This window comes from Labrys monachus (assembly GCF_030814655.1).
Lineage (GTDB): Bacteria > Pseudomonadota > Alphaproteobacteria > Rhizobiales > Labraceae > Labrys > Labrys monacha.
This window is the reverse complement of the sequence record NZ_JAUSVK010000001.1, coordinates 1,493,901-1,509,878: the sequence shown is the minus strand read 5'-3', so window position 1 is coordinate 1,509,878 and position 15,978 is coordinate 1,493,901. Positions and strand designations below refer to the sequence as shown.

The window sequence follows — 15,978 nt, the reverse complement described above, 5'->3', positions numbered from 1 at the left end:
CGGATCGGCCGACCAGCCGGCTCGCCGGCGCCTCAACGAAGGAATTTTATGTGACCGATATCGGCGTGCCCATCAAAGGCCAGGCTGACGATGCCGACTCCCTGATCAGCATCGCCTCGGTCGGGGACTATCTGGCGCTGCTCAAGCCGCGGGTGATGTCGCTCGTGGTGTTCACCGCCTTGACCGGCATGGTGGTCGCGCCCGGGCATATCCATCCGATCGTGGCGCTCGCCGCCCTGATCGCCATCGCGGTCGGCGCCGGCGCCTCGGGCGCCCTGAACATGTGGTACGACGCCGATATCGACGCGGTGATGAGCCGGACGCGCAACCGGCCGGTTCCGGCCGGGCGGGTCGCCGCCGGCGAGGCCCTGGCCTTCGGGGTGTTCCTGTCCTGCGCCTCGGTGATGATCCTCGGCATCTTCACCAATCTGCTGGCCGCAGCCCTCCTGGCCTTCACCATCTTCTTCTACGTCGTCGTCTACACGATGTGGCTGAAGCGCTGGACGGCGCAGAACATCGTGATCGGCGGCGCCGCCGGCGCCCTGCCCCCGGTGGTGGCCTATGCGGCCGTCACCGGCACGGTGACGCTCGAGAGCCTGGTGCTGTTCGCCATCATCTTCATGTGGACCCCGCCCCATTTCTGGGCGCTCGCCTTGTTCAAGTCGGGCGACTACGAGAAGGCGGGCGTGCCGATGCTGCCCGTCGTCGCCGGTGCGGGCGAGACCCGCAAGCAGATCCTGCTCTACACCGTCGCCCTCGCCCCGATCGGCATGCTGCCCTGGTTTCTGGGTTTCGCCCCTCTTGCCTATGGCATCGTGTCGGCCGCCGGCGGACTCGGCATGCTGTGGCTCGCGGTGGATATCTGGCGCAGGCCGGACGACATGGCTCCCGCCCGCCGCATGTTCGGCTATTCCATCCTCTATCTCTTCGCGCTGTTCGCCTGCCTGCTCGGCGAGACCCTCGTCATGAGGGCGATCGCATGAGCATCACCAATCATATCTGGCTGGTCGGGCCGCTCGTCCTCGTGCTGATCCTGATCATCGCCTTCCGGCCCCTCGCCTATCAGCGCCCCCCGCGGGATTCCTGGATCGGCCGGCTGCGCCCGGACGAGGCTCGCAAGCTGCACTGGCGCAGCATCGCGCTCGCGACAGCGCTGATCGCCTTCGTTCTGCTGGTCTACGCCGTGAGCTTCGTCAAGGGGCCGGGCATCGGCAGCCAGGGCTTCTGACATGACCGCAGGTGATCCCGACCGGAAGAAGACGAGGACCAGCAACCGGCTGGTTGCGGTCTGCTGCGTCGCCTTCGTGGGATCGATGCTCGGCGCAGCCTATGCCGCCGTGCCGCTCTACAGCCTGTTCTGCAGGGTTACCGGCTATGGCGGGACGACGCGCGTCGCCGCGCAGGCGCCGGGCCGCACCATCGATCGCAGCTTCGAGGTCCGTTTCGATTCGAACATCAACGCGGCCCTGCCGTGGAAATTCGAGCCGGAGACGCGGAGCGTCCAAGTCCGGGCGGGCGAGGTCAAGACGGTCTATTACCGGATCACCAACCTGTCCTCGCAGGCCACCCACGCCACGGCGTCCTACAACGTCACGCCGCTGGAGACGGGCGCCTTCTTCTCCAAGATCCAATGCTTCTGCTTCTCGAGCCAGACCCTGGGGCCGGGCGAGAGCCAGGAATTGCCGGTGGTGTTCTTCGTGGATCCGGCCATCGACGAGGATCGCGACCTTCACGGCGTGAAGACGATCACCCTCTCCTATACCTATTATCCGGCGAAGCCGTCCGCGACACCGATCGCGGAGGCGACGTCGTCCAATACCAAACCGCAGTTGTGACACCCGGGCGACCGGCATCTGGAGAAAGCCATGGCTCACGCCAAGAACCATGATTACCACCTCGTCAATCCGAGCCCCTGGCCGCTGGTCGGCGCGATGTCGGCCTTCGTCCTCGCCATCGGCCTGATCACCTGGATGCACCACTACACGCCGGGGCCGCTGGTGTTCGGCATCGGCCTCATCGGCGTGCTCTACACCATGCTGATGTGGTGGTGGGACGTGATCAAGGAAGCCGCCGAGGGCGATCACACCCCGGTGGTGCAGCTCCATCACCGCTACGGCATGATGCTGTTCATCGCCTCCGAGGTGATGTTCTTCGTCGCCTGGTTCTGGGCCTATTTCGACGTTGCGCTCTTTCCCGGCGAGCCGATCGAATTCGCCCGCACGACGCTGACCGGCGGCGTGTGGCCGCCCAAGGGCATCGAGACGCTGGATCCCTGGCACCTGCCGCTGCTCAACACGCTGATCCTGCTCACTTCCGGCACCACCGTGACCTGGGCGCATCACGCTTTGCTCGAGGGCGACAAGAAGGGCCTGCGCAACGGCCTGATCCTGACGGTGATCCTCGGCCTGTTCTTCACCACCTGCCAGGCCTACGAATACGCCCACGCCCCCTTCGACTTCTCGGGCCACATCTACGGCGCGACCTTCTTCATGGCGACGGGCTTCCACGGCTTCCACGTCATCGTCGGCACCATCTTCCTGGCCGTCTGCCTGTGGCGGGCATCGCTGGGCCAGTTCACCATCCGCCACCATCTCGGCTTCGAGTTCGCGGCCTGGTACTGGCATTTCGTCGACGTGGTCTGGCTGTTCCTGTTCGCCTGCATCTATGTCTGGGGCCACGGCCCCGGCGGCGTGAACGGCTGAGCCGGCGCCTCCCTAGCCAGCGAAACGGCCGGGCTGACCCGGCCGTTTCCTTTTGAGGACACCGTTTCCCGGGGATCGCAGCCATGTCGCAGGATCATCACTACCCGCCGCTTTCGCCCTTCCAGACCGGATTGCGCGGCGTCTGCCCCCGCTGCGGCCAGGGACGGATGTTCGACGGCTTTCTCAAGCTCGTGCCGCGCTGTCGATCCTGCGGCCTCGACTACAGCTTTGCCGATTCCGGCGACGGGCCTGCCGTGCTGGTGATTCTCCTGGCCGGCTTCATCATCCTGGGCGCCGCCCTTTATGTCGAATTCACCTTCGAGCCACCGATCTGGGTCCACATCGTCCTGTGGGGTCCCCTCGCCATCATCGTCTGTCTCGGCCTGCTGCGCCTGATGAAGGGCGTCCTCGTGGCGCTGCAATTTACCAACAAGGCGGCCGAGGGCCGGCTTGAGGAATAATTCGTGACAGAGGTCCACGCCGACAGGCGCTCCCTTCTCGTCCCGACCGTGTTCATGCTGGCGATGTGCGCCTTTCTCGTCGGCCTCGGCACATGGCAGCTGCAGCGGCTGAAGTGGAAGGAAGGGCTGATCCGCGAGGTCTCGGAGCGCGCGACGCAGGCGCCCGTCCCCGCTCCGCCCGAAAGCCGCTGGCCGGGCCTGACACAGGATGCGATCGAATACAGCCACTGGCAGGTCAGCGGAACCTTCGACCATGCCGGGGAGGTGCAGGTCTTCGCCAACCTGCCGGACGCCAGGGGAGCGGCCCGCGGGGTCGGCTACTGGATCGTCACGCCTCTCGTCCGCGCCGACGGCTCGACCATCCTGATCAATCGCGGCTTCGTGCCCGAAAGCGCCAAGGATCCGGCGGGACGGCCGGCCGGGCAGGTCGAGGGGCCCGTCACCCTCACCGGGCTCGCGCGCTGGACCGAGGACCGCAACCTCTTCACCCCCGCGGACAATCCGGCGACGGGCAACTGGTTCACGCGCGACATCGCCGCGATCGCGCAGGCCGAGCACCTCACGCGTGTGGCGCCCTTCATCATCGACGCCGATGCGAGCGCGCCGGGCGGCCTTCCCCAGGGTGGCGAGACCATCCTCTCCTTCCCCAACAACCATTTCCAATATGCGCTGACCTGGTTCGGCCTCGCCATCGGGCTCGTCGGCGTCTACGCGGCGATGGTATGGCGCCGCCTGTCCGGCCGGGGCTGAGCCTTCGGGCCGAATGCGACCGTCCTGGAACACAAGGAGGCGACACTCGCCTTGCCCGCGAGCCTTGCCGGGACTACAGGAAGGGGATCGTGCCGAACGGAACGGGCTACGTCATCGTCCCGCTCCAGCCCCCAGAAGGATAGATTCGTGCGGTATATCTCCACCAGGGGCGAAGCTCCTGTCCTCGGCTTCTGCGATGCCCTGCTCGCCGGCCTCGCCCGCGACGGCGGCCTCTATGTTCCCGAAACCTGGCCGACCTTGTCGCATGCCGCCATCGCCCGGCTCGCCGGCAAGCCCTACTGGCAGGTCGCCGAAACGGTGATCTCCCCCTTCATCGGCGAGGAGATCGGGGCGGACGACCTGCGCCACATGCTGCAGCAGGCCTATGCCGGCTTCACCCATCCCGCCGTCACTCCCCTGGTCCAGATCGGCGACAGCCTGTTCGTCCAGGAGCTCTTCCATGGGCCGACCCTCGCCTTCAAGGACGTGGCGATGCAGCTGCTCGCGCGGCTGATGGATCACGTGCTCAAGGCCCGGGGACGGCGGGCGACGATCGTCGGCGCGACGTCGGGCGATACGGGCAGCGCGGCGATCGAGGCCTTCCGGGGCCTGGAGCAGGTCGACGTCATCATCCTCTACCCCCATGGCCGCGTCTCCGAGGTGCAGCGCCGCCAGATGACGACGGTGGCGGCCCCCAACGTGCAGGCCGTCGCGCTGGAGGGCAATTTCGACGATTGCCAGGCGCAGCTGAAGGCGATGTTCAACCATCTGGCCTTCCGTGACGAGATCGGCCTCTCCGGCGTGAACTCGATCAACTGGGCCCGCATCGTCGCGCAGATCGTCTATTACTTCACGGCCGCCGTGGCCCTCGGCGCGCCGCACCGGCCGGTGTCCTTCTCGGTGCCGACCGGCAATTTCGGCGACATCTTCGCCGGCTACGTCGCCAAGCGCATGGGATTGCCGATCGACCGGCTGGTGATCGCCACCAATGTGAACGACATTCTCGCGCGCACCGTCGCCACCGGCGTCTACGAAGCGCGCGGCGTGGTCGCGACATCCGCGCCGTCGATGGACATCCAGGTGTCCTCCAATTTCGAGCGGCTGCTGTTCGACGCGCATGACCGCAACGCGGCCAGCGTCCGCGGCCTGATGGCGGGCCTCGCCCAGTCGGGCGCCTTCGAGATCGAACCCTCGGCGATCGAGCGGATACGGGCCGAATTCGATGCCGACCGCGCCGACGAGCGGGAGGTCGCCGCGACGATCGGACGCTTTTGGCGCGAGGCGGGCTATCTCCTCGACCCCCATACCGCCGTCGGCGTCGCGGTCGCGGAGAAATCGGACCGCGACAGGCATGTGCCCATGGTGGTGCTGGGGACCGCCCATCCGGCCAAGTTCCCCGCCGCGGTGAAGGCTGCGTCCGGCATCGAGCCGGCGCTTCCCCCCTTCATGGCGGATCTGCTTGAGCGGCCGGAGCGCTTCACCGTCCTGCCCAACGACCTGATTGTCCTCGAAGAGTTCGTCCGTCGGCATTCCCGTGCGGCGAAGGGTGCTGCCGCATGAGTCTGAAAGTCACCGTCCTTCCCTCCGGCCTTACCGTCATCACCGATGCGATGCCCCATCTGGAGACGGCCGCGCTCGGCGTCTTCGCGGGGGCGGGCGCCCGATCGGAAGGCGAAGCGGAGCACGGCCTCGCCCATCTGCTCGAGCACATGGCCTTCAAGGGCACGACGCGGCGCGACGCCCGGCGCATCGCCGAGGAGATCGAGAGCGCCGGCGGCGAGCTCAACGCCGCCACGTCGGCCGAGCAGACCGCCTATTATGCCCGCACGCTGAAGGAAGATGTCGGCCTGGGCCTCGACATCCTCGCGGACATCCTCACCGAATCGATCTTCGACGAGGATGAGCTGACGCGCGAGAAGAACGTCATCCTGCAGGAGATCAGCGCCGTCGAGGACACGCCGGACGATCTCGTCTTCGACATGTTCAACCAGGCCGCCTTCCCGGACCAGCCGATCGGACGCCCCATTCTCGGCACGCCCGACAGCGTGATGTCCTTCGATCGCGATGCCATCCGCAGCTATCTCGATACGCATTACCGCGCAGGCCGCATGGTGGTGGCGGCGGCCGGTGCCGTCGACCACGACCGGATCGTCGAGGATTCGACCCGCCTGTTCGCCGGGCTGCCGACCGACAAGGGCCCCGCGCCGGTGTCCGCCCGTTATCACGGCGGCGAATTCGTCGTCGATACCGACCATGAGCAGGCCAATGTGCTGATCGGCTTTGCAGGCCGGTCCTATCGCGACGCCGCCAGCCCGGCGCTGGGTGTCTTCACCAATGTCCTCGGCGGCGGCATGTCCTCCCGCCTCTTCCAGGAAGTGCGCGAGAAACGGGGGCTGTGCTATTCGATCTACGCCTTCCAATGGGCCTATGCGGACACCGGCATCTTCGGCATCTCGGCCGGCGCCGGCGCGGAGGACCTCGCGGATCTCGTGCCCGTCATCCTCGACACCATCGAAGCGACCGCGCAGGCGCCCGGGGAAGCCGAAGTCGCACGTGCCAAGGCCCAGATGAAGGCGGGCCTGCTGATGTCGCTCGAATCATCCTCCGTGCGGGCCGAACAGCTCGCCCGCCATATCCTGACCTGGGGCCGCCCGCTCAGCGCCGCCGAACTGATCGCCAAGGTCGATGCCGTCACCGTGGCGGATGTCCGCAACGCCGGCCTCGCCCTGCTGGCGTCCGCCCCAACGCTTGCCGCCCTCGGCCCGGTCTCGACCTTGCCGCGCCTCGACAGCATCAGGACGCGGCTCGCAGCATGACGGTTCGAACGGGCCTGCGGCCTCCCGCCTTCCTGTTCCCGAACGAGCGGCCCCGGCGGACCTGCGGTTCTCCGGCTCGGCCTCGGCAGCAGGGGTGAACCGACCATGTCGTTCCTGCGGCCCTTTTCCTTTGCGGACGTGCTCCCGCCGATCCAGGGGCCGGGCATCGAATTGCGTGCGCCCGAAATGCGTGATTTCGAGGCCTGGGCGGCCCTGCGCTCGGCGAGCCGCGCCTTCCTGCGCCCCTGGGAGCCGACCTGGCCGGCCAATGACCTGACCCGCTCCGCCTTCCGGGCGCGCCTGCGGCGCTACAGCCAGGACGTGCGGGCGGACGCCGCCTATCCGCTCTACCTCTTCCGTACCAGCGACGGCGCGCTTCTGGGCGGGCTGACGCTCGGGCAGATCCGTCGCGGCGTCGCGCAGACGGGATCGCTCGGCTACTGGATGGGCGAGGCCCATGCCGGCCAGGGCTATATGACGGCGGCGGTGCGCGCCGTTCTCCCCTATGCCTTCACGGCACTGCGCCTGCGCCGCATCGAGGCGGCCTGCCTGCCGGAAAACATCGCCTCCATCCGCCTGCTCGAAAGGGTCGGCTTCACGCGGGAAGGCTATGCGCGCTCCTATCTGTGCATCGCGGGCGCCTGGCGCGACCATCTGCTCTACGCCATCCTCGCCGACGACGAAGTGAAATAGGCGGCGCGGGCCGTGGAAGGCTCCGAACGAACCGGCCGCCCTCCCGCTTGTACGGGCCGGCGGCCTCACGGTCCCCGGCGCCGCTCTCTGTCCGCAGCCTCAGCCGAGCAGCGTCTTCAGTTCGGAGCGCAGTTCGCCGCCGAGATCGGGACGGTCCAGCGCATAGGCGACGTTGGCGAGGAGGAAGCCGATCTTCATGCCCGTATCGTAGATGCGGCCCTTGAAGACCGAGCCGTAGAACTTCTGCGACTGGGCGAGCTTCAGCATCGAATCCGTGAGCTGGATCTCGCCGCCGGCGCCGCGTTCCTGGTTCTCCAGGAGATCGAAGATTTCCGGCTGCAGGATATAGCGTCCGGAAACGGCCAGGTTGGACGGCGCCGTTCCTTTCTTGGGCTTCTCGACCATCTGGGTGATCTCGAAGGCGTTGCCGCCGATCGCCTCGCCCCGTCCGACGATGCCGTATTGGTGCGTCTGGTCTTCGGGCGCCTCGAACACGGCGATGTGGTTGCCGCCGACATTGTCATAGGCTTCGACCATCTCGGCGAGGCAGCCCCTCTCCCTGCCGTGATGCAGCATGTCGGGCAGCAGGAGCGCGAAGGGTTCGCGGCCGACGATCTCGCGTGCGCACCACACCGCGTGGCCGAGGCCGAGGGGAGCCTGCTGGCGGGTGAAACTCGTCTGCCCCGCCGCCGGAAGGATGCGCTGCAGCGCCTCATACGCCTCCGTCTTGCCCCTCTCCTTGAGGGTGGCGTCCAGTTCGTAGGCGATGTCGAAATGGTCCTCGATCACCCCCTTGTTGCGCCCCGTCACGAAGACGAGATGCTCGATGCCGGCCTCACGGGCCTCGTCCACCACATGCTGGATGACCGGCTTGTCGACGACCGTCAGCATTTCCTTGGGCACGGACTTCGTGGCCGGAAGGAAGCGGGTGCCGAGGCCGGCGACGGGGAACACGGCTTTTCGAATGCGTGTCATGAAGAACCCTTGAAACGAACCCTGATACAATCCAAGCTTGATCATTCCGCCCCTTCGCGTGAAGAGGCGCACCGTGACGCATGCCGTGCATCACGACCGCCCGCGCGCGACCCGGCCGGACCTGCCGATTGTCGCGATCGAAGCGCCGCTGGAGCCTAAACACAGTTCGGGCCGGCAGCAATCTCGCCTTTGCCAGAGCCAAGCAATAAAAATAAGACAGAACGCGAATTCTTCTCGCTATCCCCGGGTAAATGCAGGGGATCCTCCCGGCCCGGGCATCATCATTCCGGTTGACGCCGCCAGAAACTCGATGGACCGGCTTGCCCATTTTTCCAATGCTGGCTACTGCTTCCTGAGACAATTGGATGGCAGTTGGGCGGGCCCGTCCAAGAGACAGGGATCACGGCCGGCGCCGTCGCGGCGCGGGTCGGGGTCCAGGGCAGAGCGACAGGGCGGACATTCCGATGGAGTGGCCGGCCCTGGCTGGAGATCGCATGTTGCAGGTTATTCGCGTCGTCGTCGCCTTCCTGACCGTGATGTTCGTCATGGTCGCGTTCGACGGCACGGCGCAGGCGCTGGAGCCTGTATCGGTCAATGGCGACGTCGACGCCATCGACCTCCTGCCCGCCGTGGAAAGCTATTCGAGCCAGGGCGACCGCATCCAGATCCAGACCGCGCCGGGCGCCGACGGCATCGTCCGCCGCATCGAGGTGCGGTCGAAGGAGGCCGGGGCCAGCCCGAACTGGATCGTCTTCGCCCTCGCCAACACCACCGACGAGCAGATCGACCGCATCGTCGTCGCGCCGCATTTCCGCCTCGTCGGCTCCGGCCTGGTCTGGCCCGACCTCGGGGCCTCGCGAATCGCCGAGATCACGCCGAGCCAGGGCTTCCAGCCGGAGCGCGAGGACGACGACGATGCCGACGTCTTCCGCATCACCCTCGATCCGGGCTCGCGCATCACCTTCGTCGCGGAGCTCAGGACCGCCAACCTGCCCCAGCTCTATCTGTGGAACCCTGACTCCTATAAGGACAAAGTCAATTCCCTGACGCTCTACAAGGGCATCGTGCTCGGCATCGCCGGCCTGCTGGCGCTCTTCCTCACCATCGCCTTCGTCGTCAAGGGCACCGCGATGTTCCCGGCGGCCGCCGCCCTGGCCTGGGCGGTCCTCGCATATCTCGCCATCGATTTCGGCTTCCTGCACAAGTTCCTGGCCATCACCGGCGACGGCGACCGGGTCTGGCGCGCCGGAGCGGAGGCTGTGTTCTCGGCCACGCTGCTGGTCTTCCTCTTCGCCTATCTCAACCTCAATCGATGGCATGTGCGCTACAGCGTGGTCTCCGGGCTTTGGCTGCTCGGCCTCGCGGCGCTCGTCGGGCTCGCCGTGATCAACGCGCCGGTCGCCGCCGGCGTCGCCCGCATCTCCATCGCCACGCTCGCCGTCGTCGGGCTGCTGATCATCTTTTTCCTCGCCTTCCACGGCTATGACCGCGCGGTGATGCTGATCCCGACCTGGACGCTCCTGCTCGGCTGGGTGGTCGCGGCGGGGCTCACCATCACCGGCCACCTCACCAACGACCTCGTCCAGCCGGCCCTGACCGGCGGGCTCGTCCTCGTCGTCATGCTGATAGGGTTCACGGTGATGCAGCACGCCTTTGCCGGCAGTGCCTTCGCCCCGGGCCTGATGACCGATACCGAGCGCAAGGCGCTCGCCCTGACCGGCTCCGGCGACGTCGTGTGGGACTGGGACGTCCCCGCCGACCGCATCTATGTCAGCCCAGAGGCCGACCAGCTGCTCGGCGTCTCGCCCGGCGCCCTGGACGGGCCGGCGAGCGGCTGGCTCGAGCTCGTCCACATGTTCGACCGCGACCGCTTCCGCACCGCGCTCGATGCTGTCATCGACCAGCGCCGCGGCCGCGTCAGCCAGGATTTCCGCATCCGGGCCAGCGACGGGCACTATATGTGGCTGAACCTCAAGGCCCGGCCGGTGGTCGGCTCCGACGGCGAGGTCGTGCGCTGCGTCGGCACCATCTCCGACATCACCGAGCAGAAGACGGCCGAGGAACGCCTGCTGCACGATGCGGTGCGCGACAACCTCACGGGCCTGCCGAACCGGGAACTCTTCACCGATCGCCTGGAGGCGGCGCTGGTCTTCGCCAGGCAGGACCCGGGTCTCCGGCCGACGGTGCTGGTCCTCGATCTCGACCGCTACAAGCAGGTCAACGACGCGGTCGGCCATTCGGTCGGCGATTCCATCCTGCTGACGGTGGCGCGGCGGATGTCGCGCCTGCTCAAGCCCCGCGACAGCGTCTGCCGCATCTTCGGCGACCAGTTCGGGGTGATCCTGCTGTCCGAGCCCGATTCGGAGCGCGCCGCCGCCTTCGCCGAGACCATCCGCCGTTCCCTGCGCACGCCGGTGGCCGTCGCCGACCGCGAGATCTTCCTCACCGCCTCCATCGGCGTGGCCACCCACGACCCGCAATCCCCGTCCAAGGCCGGCGATCTGATCAAGGATGCGGAGATCGCCATGTACAACGCCAAGAAGGCCGGCGGCGACCGCATCGAAATCTTCCATCCCTCCATGCGCATCGAGCGACCGGACCGGTCGTCGCTGGAGGCGGATCTGCGCCGCGCCATGGAGCGCGACGAGCTGAAGGTGCTGTTCCAGCCCGTCGTCCACCTGCAGGACCGCACCATTGCCGGTTTCGAGGCGCTGGTGCGCTGGGAGCATCCCAAGCTCGGCCGCCTGCCGCCGGCCGAGTTCACCGCCATGGCGGAGGAAACCGGCCTCATCGTCGATGTCGGCCTGTTCGTGCTCGATCGCACCGCCCGCCAGCTCGCCATCTGGCAGCGCCTCGTCGAAGTGGAGCCGCCGCTCTTCGCGCTCGTCAATGTTTCGAGCCGCCAATTGCTGCGCCAGGACCTGATCCAGGACATCAAGGCCGTGCTGGCCCGCGCCGGCATCGAGCGGGGCTCCCTCAAGCTCGAAATCTCCGAGGGCCTGGTGATGGAGAACCCCGAATATGCCGCACAGATCCTGGCGCAATTGCACGATCTCGGCGTCGGCCTGACCATGGACGGCTTCGGAACCGGCTATTCGAGCCTGTCCTATTTGCAGCGTTTCCCGTTCGACATGCTCAAGATCGACCAGAGCTTCGTCAAGCAGAACGGGCGCGGCCGCCCGGTGATCCTGCGCTCCATCATCGCGCTGGCGCGCGACCTCGGCATGGAAGTGATCGCCGACGGCGCCGACACCGACGCGGATGCGGACGATCTCAGCCATATCGGCTGCGAATTCGCCCGCGGCGCCGCCTTCGGCGATCCCGTCACCGCCGAGGAAGCCCGCCGCCTGATCGCGGGGCCGATCCGACTGCGGGCGTAGGGGCACACCTCTCAGCGCCGTCGCGGCGAGAAGCGCCGGCCGCGTCGCACCCGATGCCGCAAGCGCCCGTTGCCGCTCATTCTCGTCGAGAGATGGGTTTCATCGTCGGCGCGACGCTCGGGGCTCGCTGAATCCCGGGCATGTGCAGGGGAACCCATTGTGCAGGGGAACCCATGGCGCTCGCTGGGCAGCGCCTGGCCCATGCCTCCCTCGTTCTCACCGCTGCGGGCTGCCGGGATAATCGACCTTCGCCGCTGCTGCGGGTCTCAAACGAGCCGTCAGGCGTGGCCGGCGTCGCTCGAGAGCATGCCGGGCTCGATGCCGATCTTGCGCAGCGCCCGGTCATATTTGGTGTCGGTCTGGTCGTCGAACACGATGTCGGGATCGGCTTCGCAATGCAGCCATCCATTGGCGTGGATTTCCCGCTCGAGCTGCCCCGCGCCCCAGGTGGCGTAGCCCAGCGCCAGCAGCGCCTGCTCCGGGCCCTCCCCGAGGGCGATGCTGCGCAGGATGTCGAGCGTCGCCGTCAGGCAGATATTGTCCTCGATCGGCATGGTGGAATCGTCGATGAAGACGTCGTTGGTGTGCAGCACGAAACCCCTGCCCGATTCGACCGGGCCGCCATTGACGATGCGGATGGGCGCGCCGCGCGGCGCGCGCATGTCCGCGGGCGTCTCGATGACGCCGAGCTGCTTCAGGAGGTCGGGAAACTTGATGTTCCGGGCGGGCTGGTTGACGACGATTCCCATCGCCCCCTCGGCCGAATGCGCGCAGACATAGATCACGCTGCGGGCAAAACGCTCATCCGCCATGGTGGGCATGGCCACAAGGATCTTGCCGTCGAGGAAGCCCTCGGAGGAATCGAACACAGCGGAATGGTAGCTTGTCATGCGCAGATGGTGCCGCATCGCAGGGGCTTTGTTAAGGCATAATTTTGGCGAAGCCGCTCCGCGATGCGCGGCAGGCGGCATCCTGCGGACGAGGGCAGAAGGGCGGAGCCGGGCGAGAATTCCGGCGCCGAGGGGTTGGGAGGGGAACGGCGGCCTCCCCCCGTGGCATCGGGCTCCGTCACGCCTTCGTGGCTGGCGTCGATCGCGTTTCGAGGCTATCCATCGGACATGATGGAATTCCAGTGCCGATTTCGCAATTCGGCGGCCGCGGCGCCGATCCGCGCCGCCGGGCTCCTCCTCATGCTCACGGGTCTTTCGGCGCCCGCCCTCGCCTCGGGTGCCTCGCCCTGGTCGGCGGCGCCAGGGGCCGCGATCCGCCTGCTCGCCGGCACCGCCCGGCCGGCGGACGCCGGCGATAGCGGCCTCGCCGGCCTCGAGATCCGGCTCGACCAGGGGTGGAAGACCTATTGGCGCAATCCCGGGGATTCCGGCGTGCCGCCGGTGTTCGACTGGTCGAAATCGCAGAACCTCGCAAGCGTGACCGTGCTGTGGCCGGCGCCGACGCGCCTCGACGACGAGGGCGGCGCATCGGCCGTCTACAAGGGCGATGTCGTGCTGCCGCTGCGGGTCGCCGCCACCGATGCATCCAAGCCCGTGGTGCTCCACCTCACCCTCGCCTACGGCATCTGCCACGACATCTGCGTCCCCGCCAAGGGAGAGGCCAGCCTGACCTTCGATCCCGCCTCGCCGCAGACCGACGGCGCCGCCGCCGTCGCTGAAGCGGCCAGGCAGGTGCCGGTGCCGACGGCGATCGGTGCCTCATCCTCCCCATCGATCCGGCAGGTGCGCCTCGACAGCGCCGCCAAGCCGCCGGTGCTGACCATCGACGTCGCCACGCCGCGCCCCTCCTCGCTCTTCGTCGAGGGGCCGGCGGACTGGTACCTTCCGATGCCGGCGCCAGCGCCGGGCGCCGACAAGGCCAATCCGCAGAGCTTCGTCCTGCCCCTCGAAGGCCTGCCGTCCAAGGCCGTGCTGCCCGGAACCCCGCTGCGCTTCACGCTTTCGACTGGCGAGGGCGGGATCGAGAGCCTATATCGACTTCCCTAGAGCGTTTTGTGTTTTGACGGAATCGGCAAAACGCAAAGACGCGTCGAAAACAAGGAGTTAGAGCAAAGCTCCGTTTCTGCCTAAACGCGCTTTGCTCCAGAGCAAAATGCTTTGGAGCCAATTGCGATTTTTCGCAACGAGGAGGGGCTGCGGCCCGGCTCGGTTTCCCCGCAGGACGGGGCTCCCCGCCGGTCCGGCCTGCTTGCGCCTCGGACGATACTGTCTTCGAATTCATGTCGAATGGAGAGAAAAGTGACGATCAAGCCCGGCGACAAGCTTCCCGATGTGACTTTCCGAGTCGTGACCCCCGACGCTCCGGCCGCGAAGACGACGGCCGAGATCTTCGGCGGACGCAAGGTCGTGCTGTTCGCGGTTCCCGGCGCCTTCACGCCGACCTGCCACCGCAACCATCTTCCCGGCTTTCTCGAGCATTATGACGAATTCCGCGCCAAGGGCGTCGACGCCGTCGCCGTGACCTCCGTCAACGACGTCTTCGTCATGCAGGCCTGGGCCCAGGCGACCGGCGCGCTCGGCAAGATCGAGTTCCTGGCCGACGGCGCCGGCGAATTCGCCAAGGCGACCGGCATGGAACTCGACCGCGTCGCCGCCGGGCTCGGCGTGCGCTCGCAGCGCTATGCCATGCTGGTCGAGGACGGCGTGGTCAAGGCCCTCAACCTCGACGACGGCGGCAAGCTCGACATTTCCGGTGCCGACACCATCCTGAAGGCGCTGTGAGTCCAGAAGGCGCTGGGAGTTCGATCAGAACGCCACGGTCCTCGCCGCCCGCTTCTCCCTGAGAAACGGCGCCATGCCCTGCCGGGCGAGCCTGTCCGCCTCCTCGTTGAGCGGATGCCCGGCATGGCCCTTGACCCAGTGCCAGGCGACCTCATGGCGCTCCAGCGCCGTGTCCAGCCGCCGCCACAGGTCCTCGTTCTTCACCGGCTTCTTGTCCGCCGTCCGCCATCCGTTGCGCTTCCAGCCGTAGATCCAGCTGGTGATGCCGTTGCGCAGATATTGGCTGTCGGTGTGGAGGTCGACCGCGCAGCCGCGCGTGAGGGCCTCGAGCCCCTCGATCGCCGCCTGCAGCTCCATGCGGTTGTTGGTGGTGTCCGGCGCGCCGCCGAAGAGGTCCTTGCGATGGTCGCCGAACATCAGGATCGCCCCCCAGCCGCCGGGCCCGGGATTGCCCGAGCAGGCGCCGTCGGTATAAAGCGTCACCCGCTTCACGGTCATGGCTCGAACCCATATTCGGCGACGCTGGCCACATGCTGGTGGAAGCGCAGCTTCTTCCAATATTCCAAGGGATCCTTAGGCTTGACCAGCGCGCCGGCGGGCACGTTGAGCCAATCGACCAGCCGCGTGAGCATGAAGCGCAGCGCCGAACCGCGCGCCAGCACCGGCAGCGCCTCCAACTCCGGCGCCGACAGCGGCCGCACGGCGCGGTAGCCGGCGAGCAGCGCGCGCCCCTTGGTGGCATTGTAGGCGTGGTCCGTCTCGAAGCACCAGGCATTGAGGCAGATCGCGACGTCATAGGCGAGGAGGTCGGTGCAGGCGAAATAGAAGTCGATGAGGCCGGAAAGCCGGCCCCTCAGGAAGAACACATTGTCGGGGAAGAGATCGGCATGGATGACGCCCGCCGGCAGATCGCGCGGCCAATGCGCCTCGTGGAAGGCGAGTTCCCCGGCGATGGCGGCGGCGAGCCCCGGCAGGACGCTGTCGGCCCGGGGCTCGGCCTGCGCGGCGAGCGCCTGCCAGCCGGCCAGCGACAGCGCGTTGGGCCGGCGCATCGGAAAATCCAGGGCGGCGTTGTGCATCGCCGCGAGGGCTCGGCCGACGGCGCCGCAATGCTCGACGCCGGGGCGCTTGATCCAGATGCCTTCGAGGAAGCTGACCATGGCGGCCGGGCGGCCGGCCAGTTGCCCCAGCACCTCGCCGTCCCGGCGGCGGATCGGTGTCGGGCAGGTCACGCCGCGCGCCGACAGATGTTTCATCAGCTCGATGAAGAAGGGCAGGTCCTCGCGCTTCACCCGCTTTTCATAGAGGGTGAGGATATAGGCGCCCTTCTCGGTGCGCAGCAGGTAATTGGTGTTCTCGACGCCCTCGGCGATGCCCTTGCAGGCGAGCACGGCGCCGATATCGTATTGCGCGACGAAATGGGCGAGTTCCTCGTCGTTGATCTCGGTGTAGACGGCCATCGGCGGCGC

16 protein-coding genes are annotated in these 15,978 nt (G+C 67.3%); 12 read left to right on the top strand and 4 right to left on the bottom strand.

Annotated features, from left to right (window positions below):
• The first annotated feature begins 59 nt into the window (after nucleotides 1-59).
• The 9 genes from cyoE to J3R73_RS06655 all read left to right on the top strand — a co-directional run bounded on the left by cyoE (nucleotide 60) and on the right by J3R73_RS06655 (nucleotide 7,422).
• Nucleotides 60-983: a heme o synthase gene (gene cyoE, locus J3R73_RS06695; RefSeq protein ID WP_307437151.1), complete on the top strand. Its 924-nt coding sequence runs from the start codon at nucleotides 60-62 to the stop codon at nucleotides 981-983.
• On the top strand, nucleotides 980-1,228 hold the full coding sequence (locus tag J3R73_RS06690; RefSeq protein WP_307424072.1) for a hypothetical protein: 249 nt from the start codon (nucleotides 980-982) through the stop codon (nucleotides 1,226-1,228). Before cyoE ends, J3R73_RS06690 begins: the two co-directional genes overlap by 4 nt.
• 1 nt (nucleotide 1,229) lies before the next feature.
• A complete protein-coding gene (locus tag J3R73_RS06685) occupies nucleotides 1,230-1,835 on the top strand; it encodes a cytochrome c oxidase assembly protein (protein ID WP_307424070.1) in 606 nt (201 codons plus the stop codon).
• Nucleotides 1,836-1,865: 30 nt separating this feature from the next.
• Complete coding sequence (locus J3R73_RS06680; protein ID WP_307424068.1) at nucleotides 1,866-2,702, top strand: cytochrome c oxidase subunit 3; 837 nt, start codon at nucleotides 1,866-1,868, stop codon at nucleotides 2,700-2,702.
• Between the two features lie 83 nt (nucleotides 2,703-2,785).
• Nucleotides 2,786-3,163, top strand: coding sequence for a DUF983 domain-containing protein (locus J3R73_RS06675; RefSeq protein WP_307424064.1), 378 nt, complete (start codon nucleotides 2,786-2,788; stop codon nucleotides 3,161-3,163).
• 3 nt (nucleotides 3,164-3,166) lie between these two features.
• On the top strand, nucleotides 3,167-3,913 hold the full coding sequence (locus tag J3R73_RS06670; RefSeq protein WP_307424062.1) for an SURF1 family protein: 747 nt from the start codon (nucleotides 3,167-3,169) through the stop codon (nucleotides 3,911-3,913).
• Between the two features lie 147 nt (nucleotides 3,914-4,060).
• Nucleotides 4,061-5,473, top strand: a complete 1,413-nt coding sequence (thrC, locus tag J3R73_RS06665; RefSeq protein ID WP_307424060.1) for a threonine synthase — start codon at nucleotides 4,061-4,063, stop codon at nucleotides 5,471-5,473.
• Nucleotides 5,470-6,729 carry a M16 family metallopeptidase gene (locus J3R73_RS06660; RefSeq protein WP_307424057.1) on the top strand — a complete coding sequence of 420 codons (1,260 nt, stop codon included), beginning with the start codon at nucleotides 5,470-5,472 and terminating at the stop codon, nucleotides 6,727-6,729. The genes thrC and J3R73_RS06660 overlap by 4 nt, the downstream gene beginning before the upstream one ends.
• A gap of 105 nt (nucleotides 6,730-6,834) precedes the next feature.
• A complete protein-coding gene (locus tag J3R73_RS06655) occupies nucleotides 6,835-7,422 on the top strand; it encodes a GNAT family N-acetyltransferase (protein ID WP_307424055.1) in 588 nt (195 codons plus the stop codon).
• 99 nt (nucleotides 7,423-7,521) lie between these two features.
• Here the strand turns inward: J3R73_RS06655 and galU are convergent, their stop codons facing one another.
• Nucleotides 7,522-8,397 carry a UTP--glucose-1-phosphate uridylyltransferase GalU gene (gene galU / locus J3R73_RS06650; RefSeq protein ID WP_307424052.1) on the bottom strand — a complete coding sequence of 292 codons (876 nt, stop codon included), beginning with the start codon at nucleotides 8,395-8,397 and terminating at the stop codon, nucleotides 7,522-7,524.
• Nucleotides 8,398-8,891: 494 nt separating this feature from the next.
• Here galU and J3R73_RS06645 point away from each other — a divergent pair, with 494 nt between their 5' ends.
• Complete coding sequence (locus tag J3R73_RS06645) at nucleotides 8,892-11,777, top strand: EAL domain-containing protein (RefSeq protein WP_370879852.1); 2,886 nt, start codon at nucleotides 8,892-8,894, stop codon at nucleotides 11,775-11,777.
• 278 nt (nucleotides 11,778-12,055) lie between these two features.
• Here the strand turns inward: J3R73_RS06645 and J3R73_RS06640 are convergent, their stop codons facing one another.
• Nucleotides 12,056-12,667, bottom strand: a complete 612-nt coding sequence (locus tag J3R73_RS06640; protein WP_307424050.1) for a YqgE/AlgH family protein — start codon at nucleotides 12,665-12,667, stop codon at nucleotides 12,056-12,058.
• Between the two features lie 228 nt (nucleotides 12,668-12,895).
• Between J3R73_RS06640 and J3R73_RS06635 the strand changes: the two genes are divergently transcribed.
• Both J3R73_RS06635 and J3R73_RS06630 read left to right on the top strand, forming a co-directional pair.
• A complete protein-coding gene (locus J3R73_RS06635; protein ID WP_307424048.1) occupies nucleotides 12,896-13,774 on the top strand; it encodes a protein-disulfide reductase DsbD domain-containing protein in 879 nt (292 codons plus the stop codon).
• 252 nt (nucleotides 13,775-14,026) lie between these two features.
• Nucleotides 14,027-14,509 carry a peroxiredoxin gene (locus J3R73_RS06630; protein WP_307424045.1) on the top strand — a complete coding sequence of 161 codons (483 nt, stop codon included), beginning with the start codon at nucleotides 14,027-14,029 and terminating at the stop codon, nucleotides 14,507-14,509.
• 24 nt (nucleotides 14,510-14,533) lie between these two features.
• Here J3R73_RS06630 and rnhA read toward each other — a convergent pair whose 3' ends face one another.
• Both rnhA and J3R73_RS06620 read right to left on the bottom strand, forming a co-directional pair.
• Nucleotides 14,534-15,007, bottom strand: coding sequence for a ribonuclease HI (gene rnhA, locus J3R73_RS06625; protein WP_307424042.1), 474 nt, complete (start codon nucleotides 15,005-15,007; stop codon nucleotides 14,534-14,536).
• Nucleotides 15,004-15,969 carry a homoserine kinase gene (locus J3R73_RS06620; protein WP_307424040.1) on the bottom strand — a complete coding sequence of 322 codons (966 nt, stop codon included), beginning with the start codon at nucleotides 15,967-15,969 and terminating at the stop codon, nucleotides 15,004-15,006. Before J3R73_RS06620 ends, rnhA begins: the two co-directional genes overlap by 4 nt.
• Nucleotides 15,970-15,978: the final 9 nt, after the last annotated feature.

Coding starts and splice junctions, on each gene's coding strand:
- J3R73_RS06690 (WP_307424072.1), top strand. CDS start 980: ATGAGCATCACCAATCATATCTGGCTGGTCGGGCCGCTCGTCCTCGTG.
- J3R73_RS06685 (WP_307424070.1), top strand. CDS start 1,230: ATGACCGCAGGTGATCCCGACCGGAAGAAGACGAGGACCAGCAACCGG.
- J3R73_RS06680 (WP_307424068.1), top strand. CDS start 1,866: ATGGCTCACGCCAAGAACCATGATTACCACCTCGTCAATCCGAGCCCC.
- J3R73_RS06675 (WP_307424064.1), top strand. CDS start 2,786: ATGTCGCAGGATCATCACTACCCGCCGCTTTCGCCCTTCCAGACCGGA.
- J3R73_RS06660 (WP_307424057.1), top strand. CDS start 5,470: ATGAGTCTGAAAGTCACCGTCCTTCCCTCCGGCCTTACCGTCATCACC.
- J3R73_RS06655 (WP_307424055.1), top strand. CDS start 6,835: ATGTCGTTCCTGCGGCCCTTTTCCTTTGCGGACGTGCTCCCGCCGATC.
- galU (WP_307424052.1), bottom strand. CDS start 8,397: ATGACACGCATTCGAAAAGCCGTGTTCCCCGTCGCCGGCCTCGGCACC.
- J3R73_RS06645 (WP_370879852.1), top strand. CDS start 8,892: ATGTTGCAGGTTATTCGCGTCGTCGTCGCCTTCCTGACCGTGATGTTC.
- J3R73_RS06640 (WP_307424050.1), bottom strand. CDS start 12,667: ATGACAAGCTACCATTCCGCTGTGTTCGATTCCTCCGAGGGCTTCCTC.
- J3R73_RS06635 (WP_307424048.1), top strand. CDS start 12,896: ATGATGGAATTCCAGTGCCGATTTCGCAATTCGGCGGCCGCGGCGCCG.
- rnhA (WP_307424042.1), bottom strand. CDS start 15,007: ATGACCGTGAAGCGGGTGACGCTTTATACCGACGGCGCCTGCTCGGGC.
- J3R73_RS06620 (WP_307424040.1), bottom strand. CDS start 15,969: ATGGCCGTCTACACCGAGATCAACGACGAGGAACTCGCCCATTTCGTC.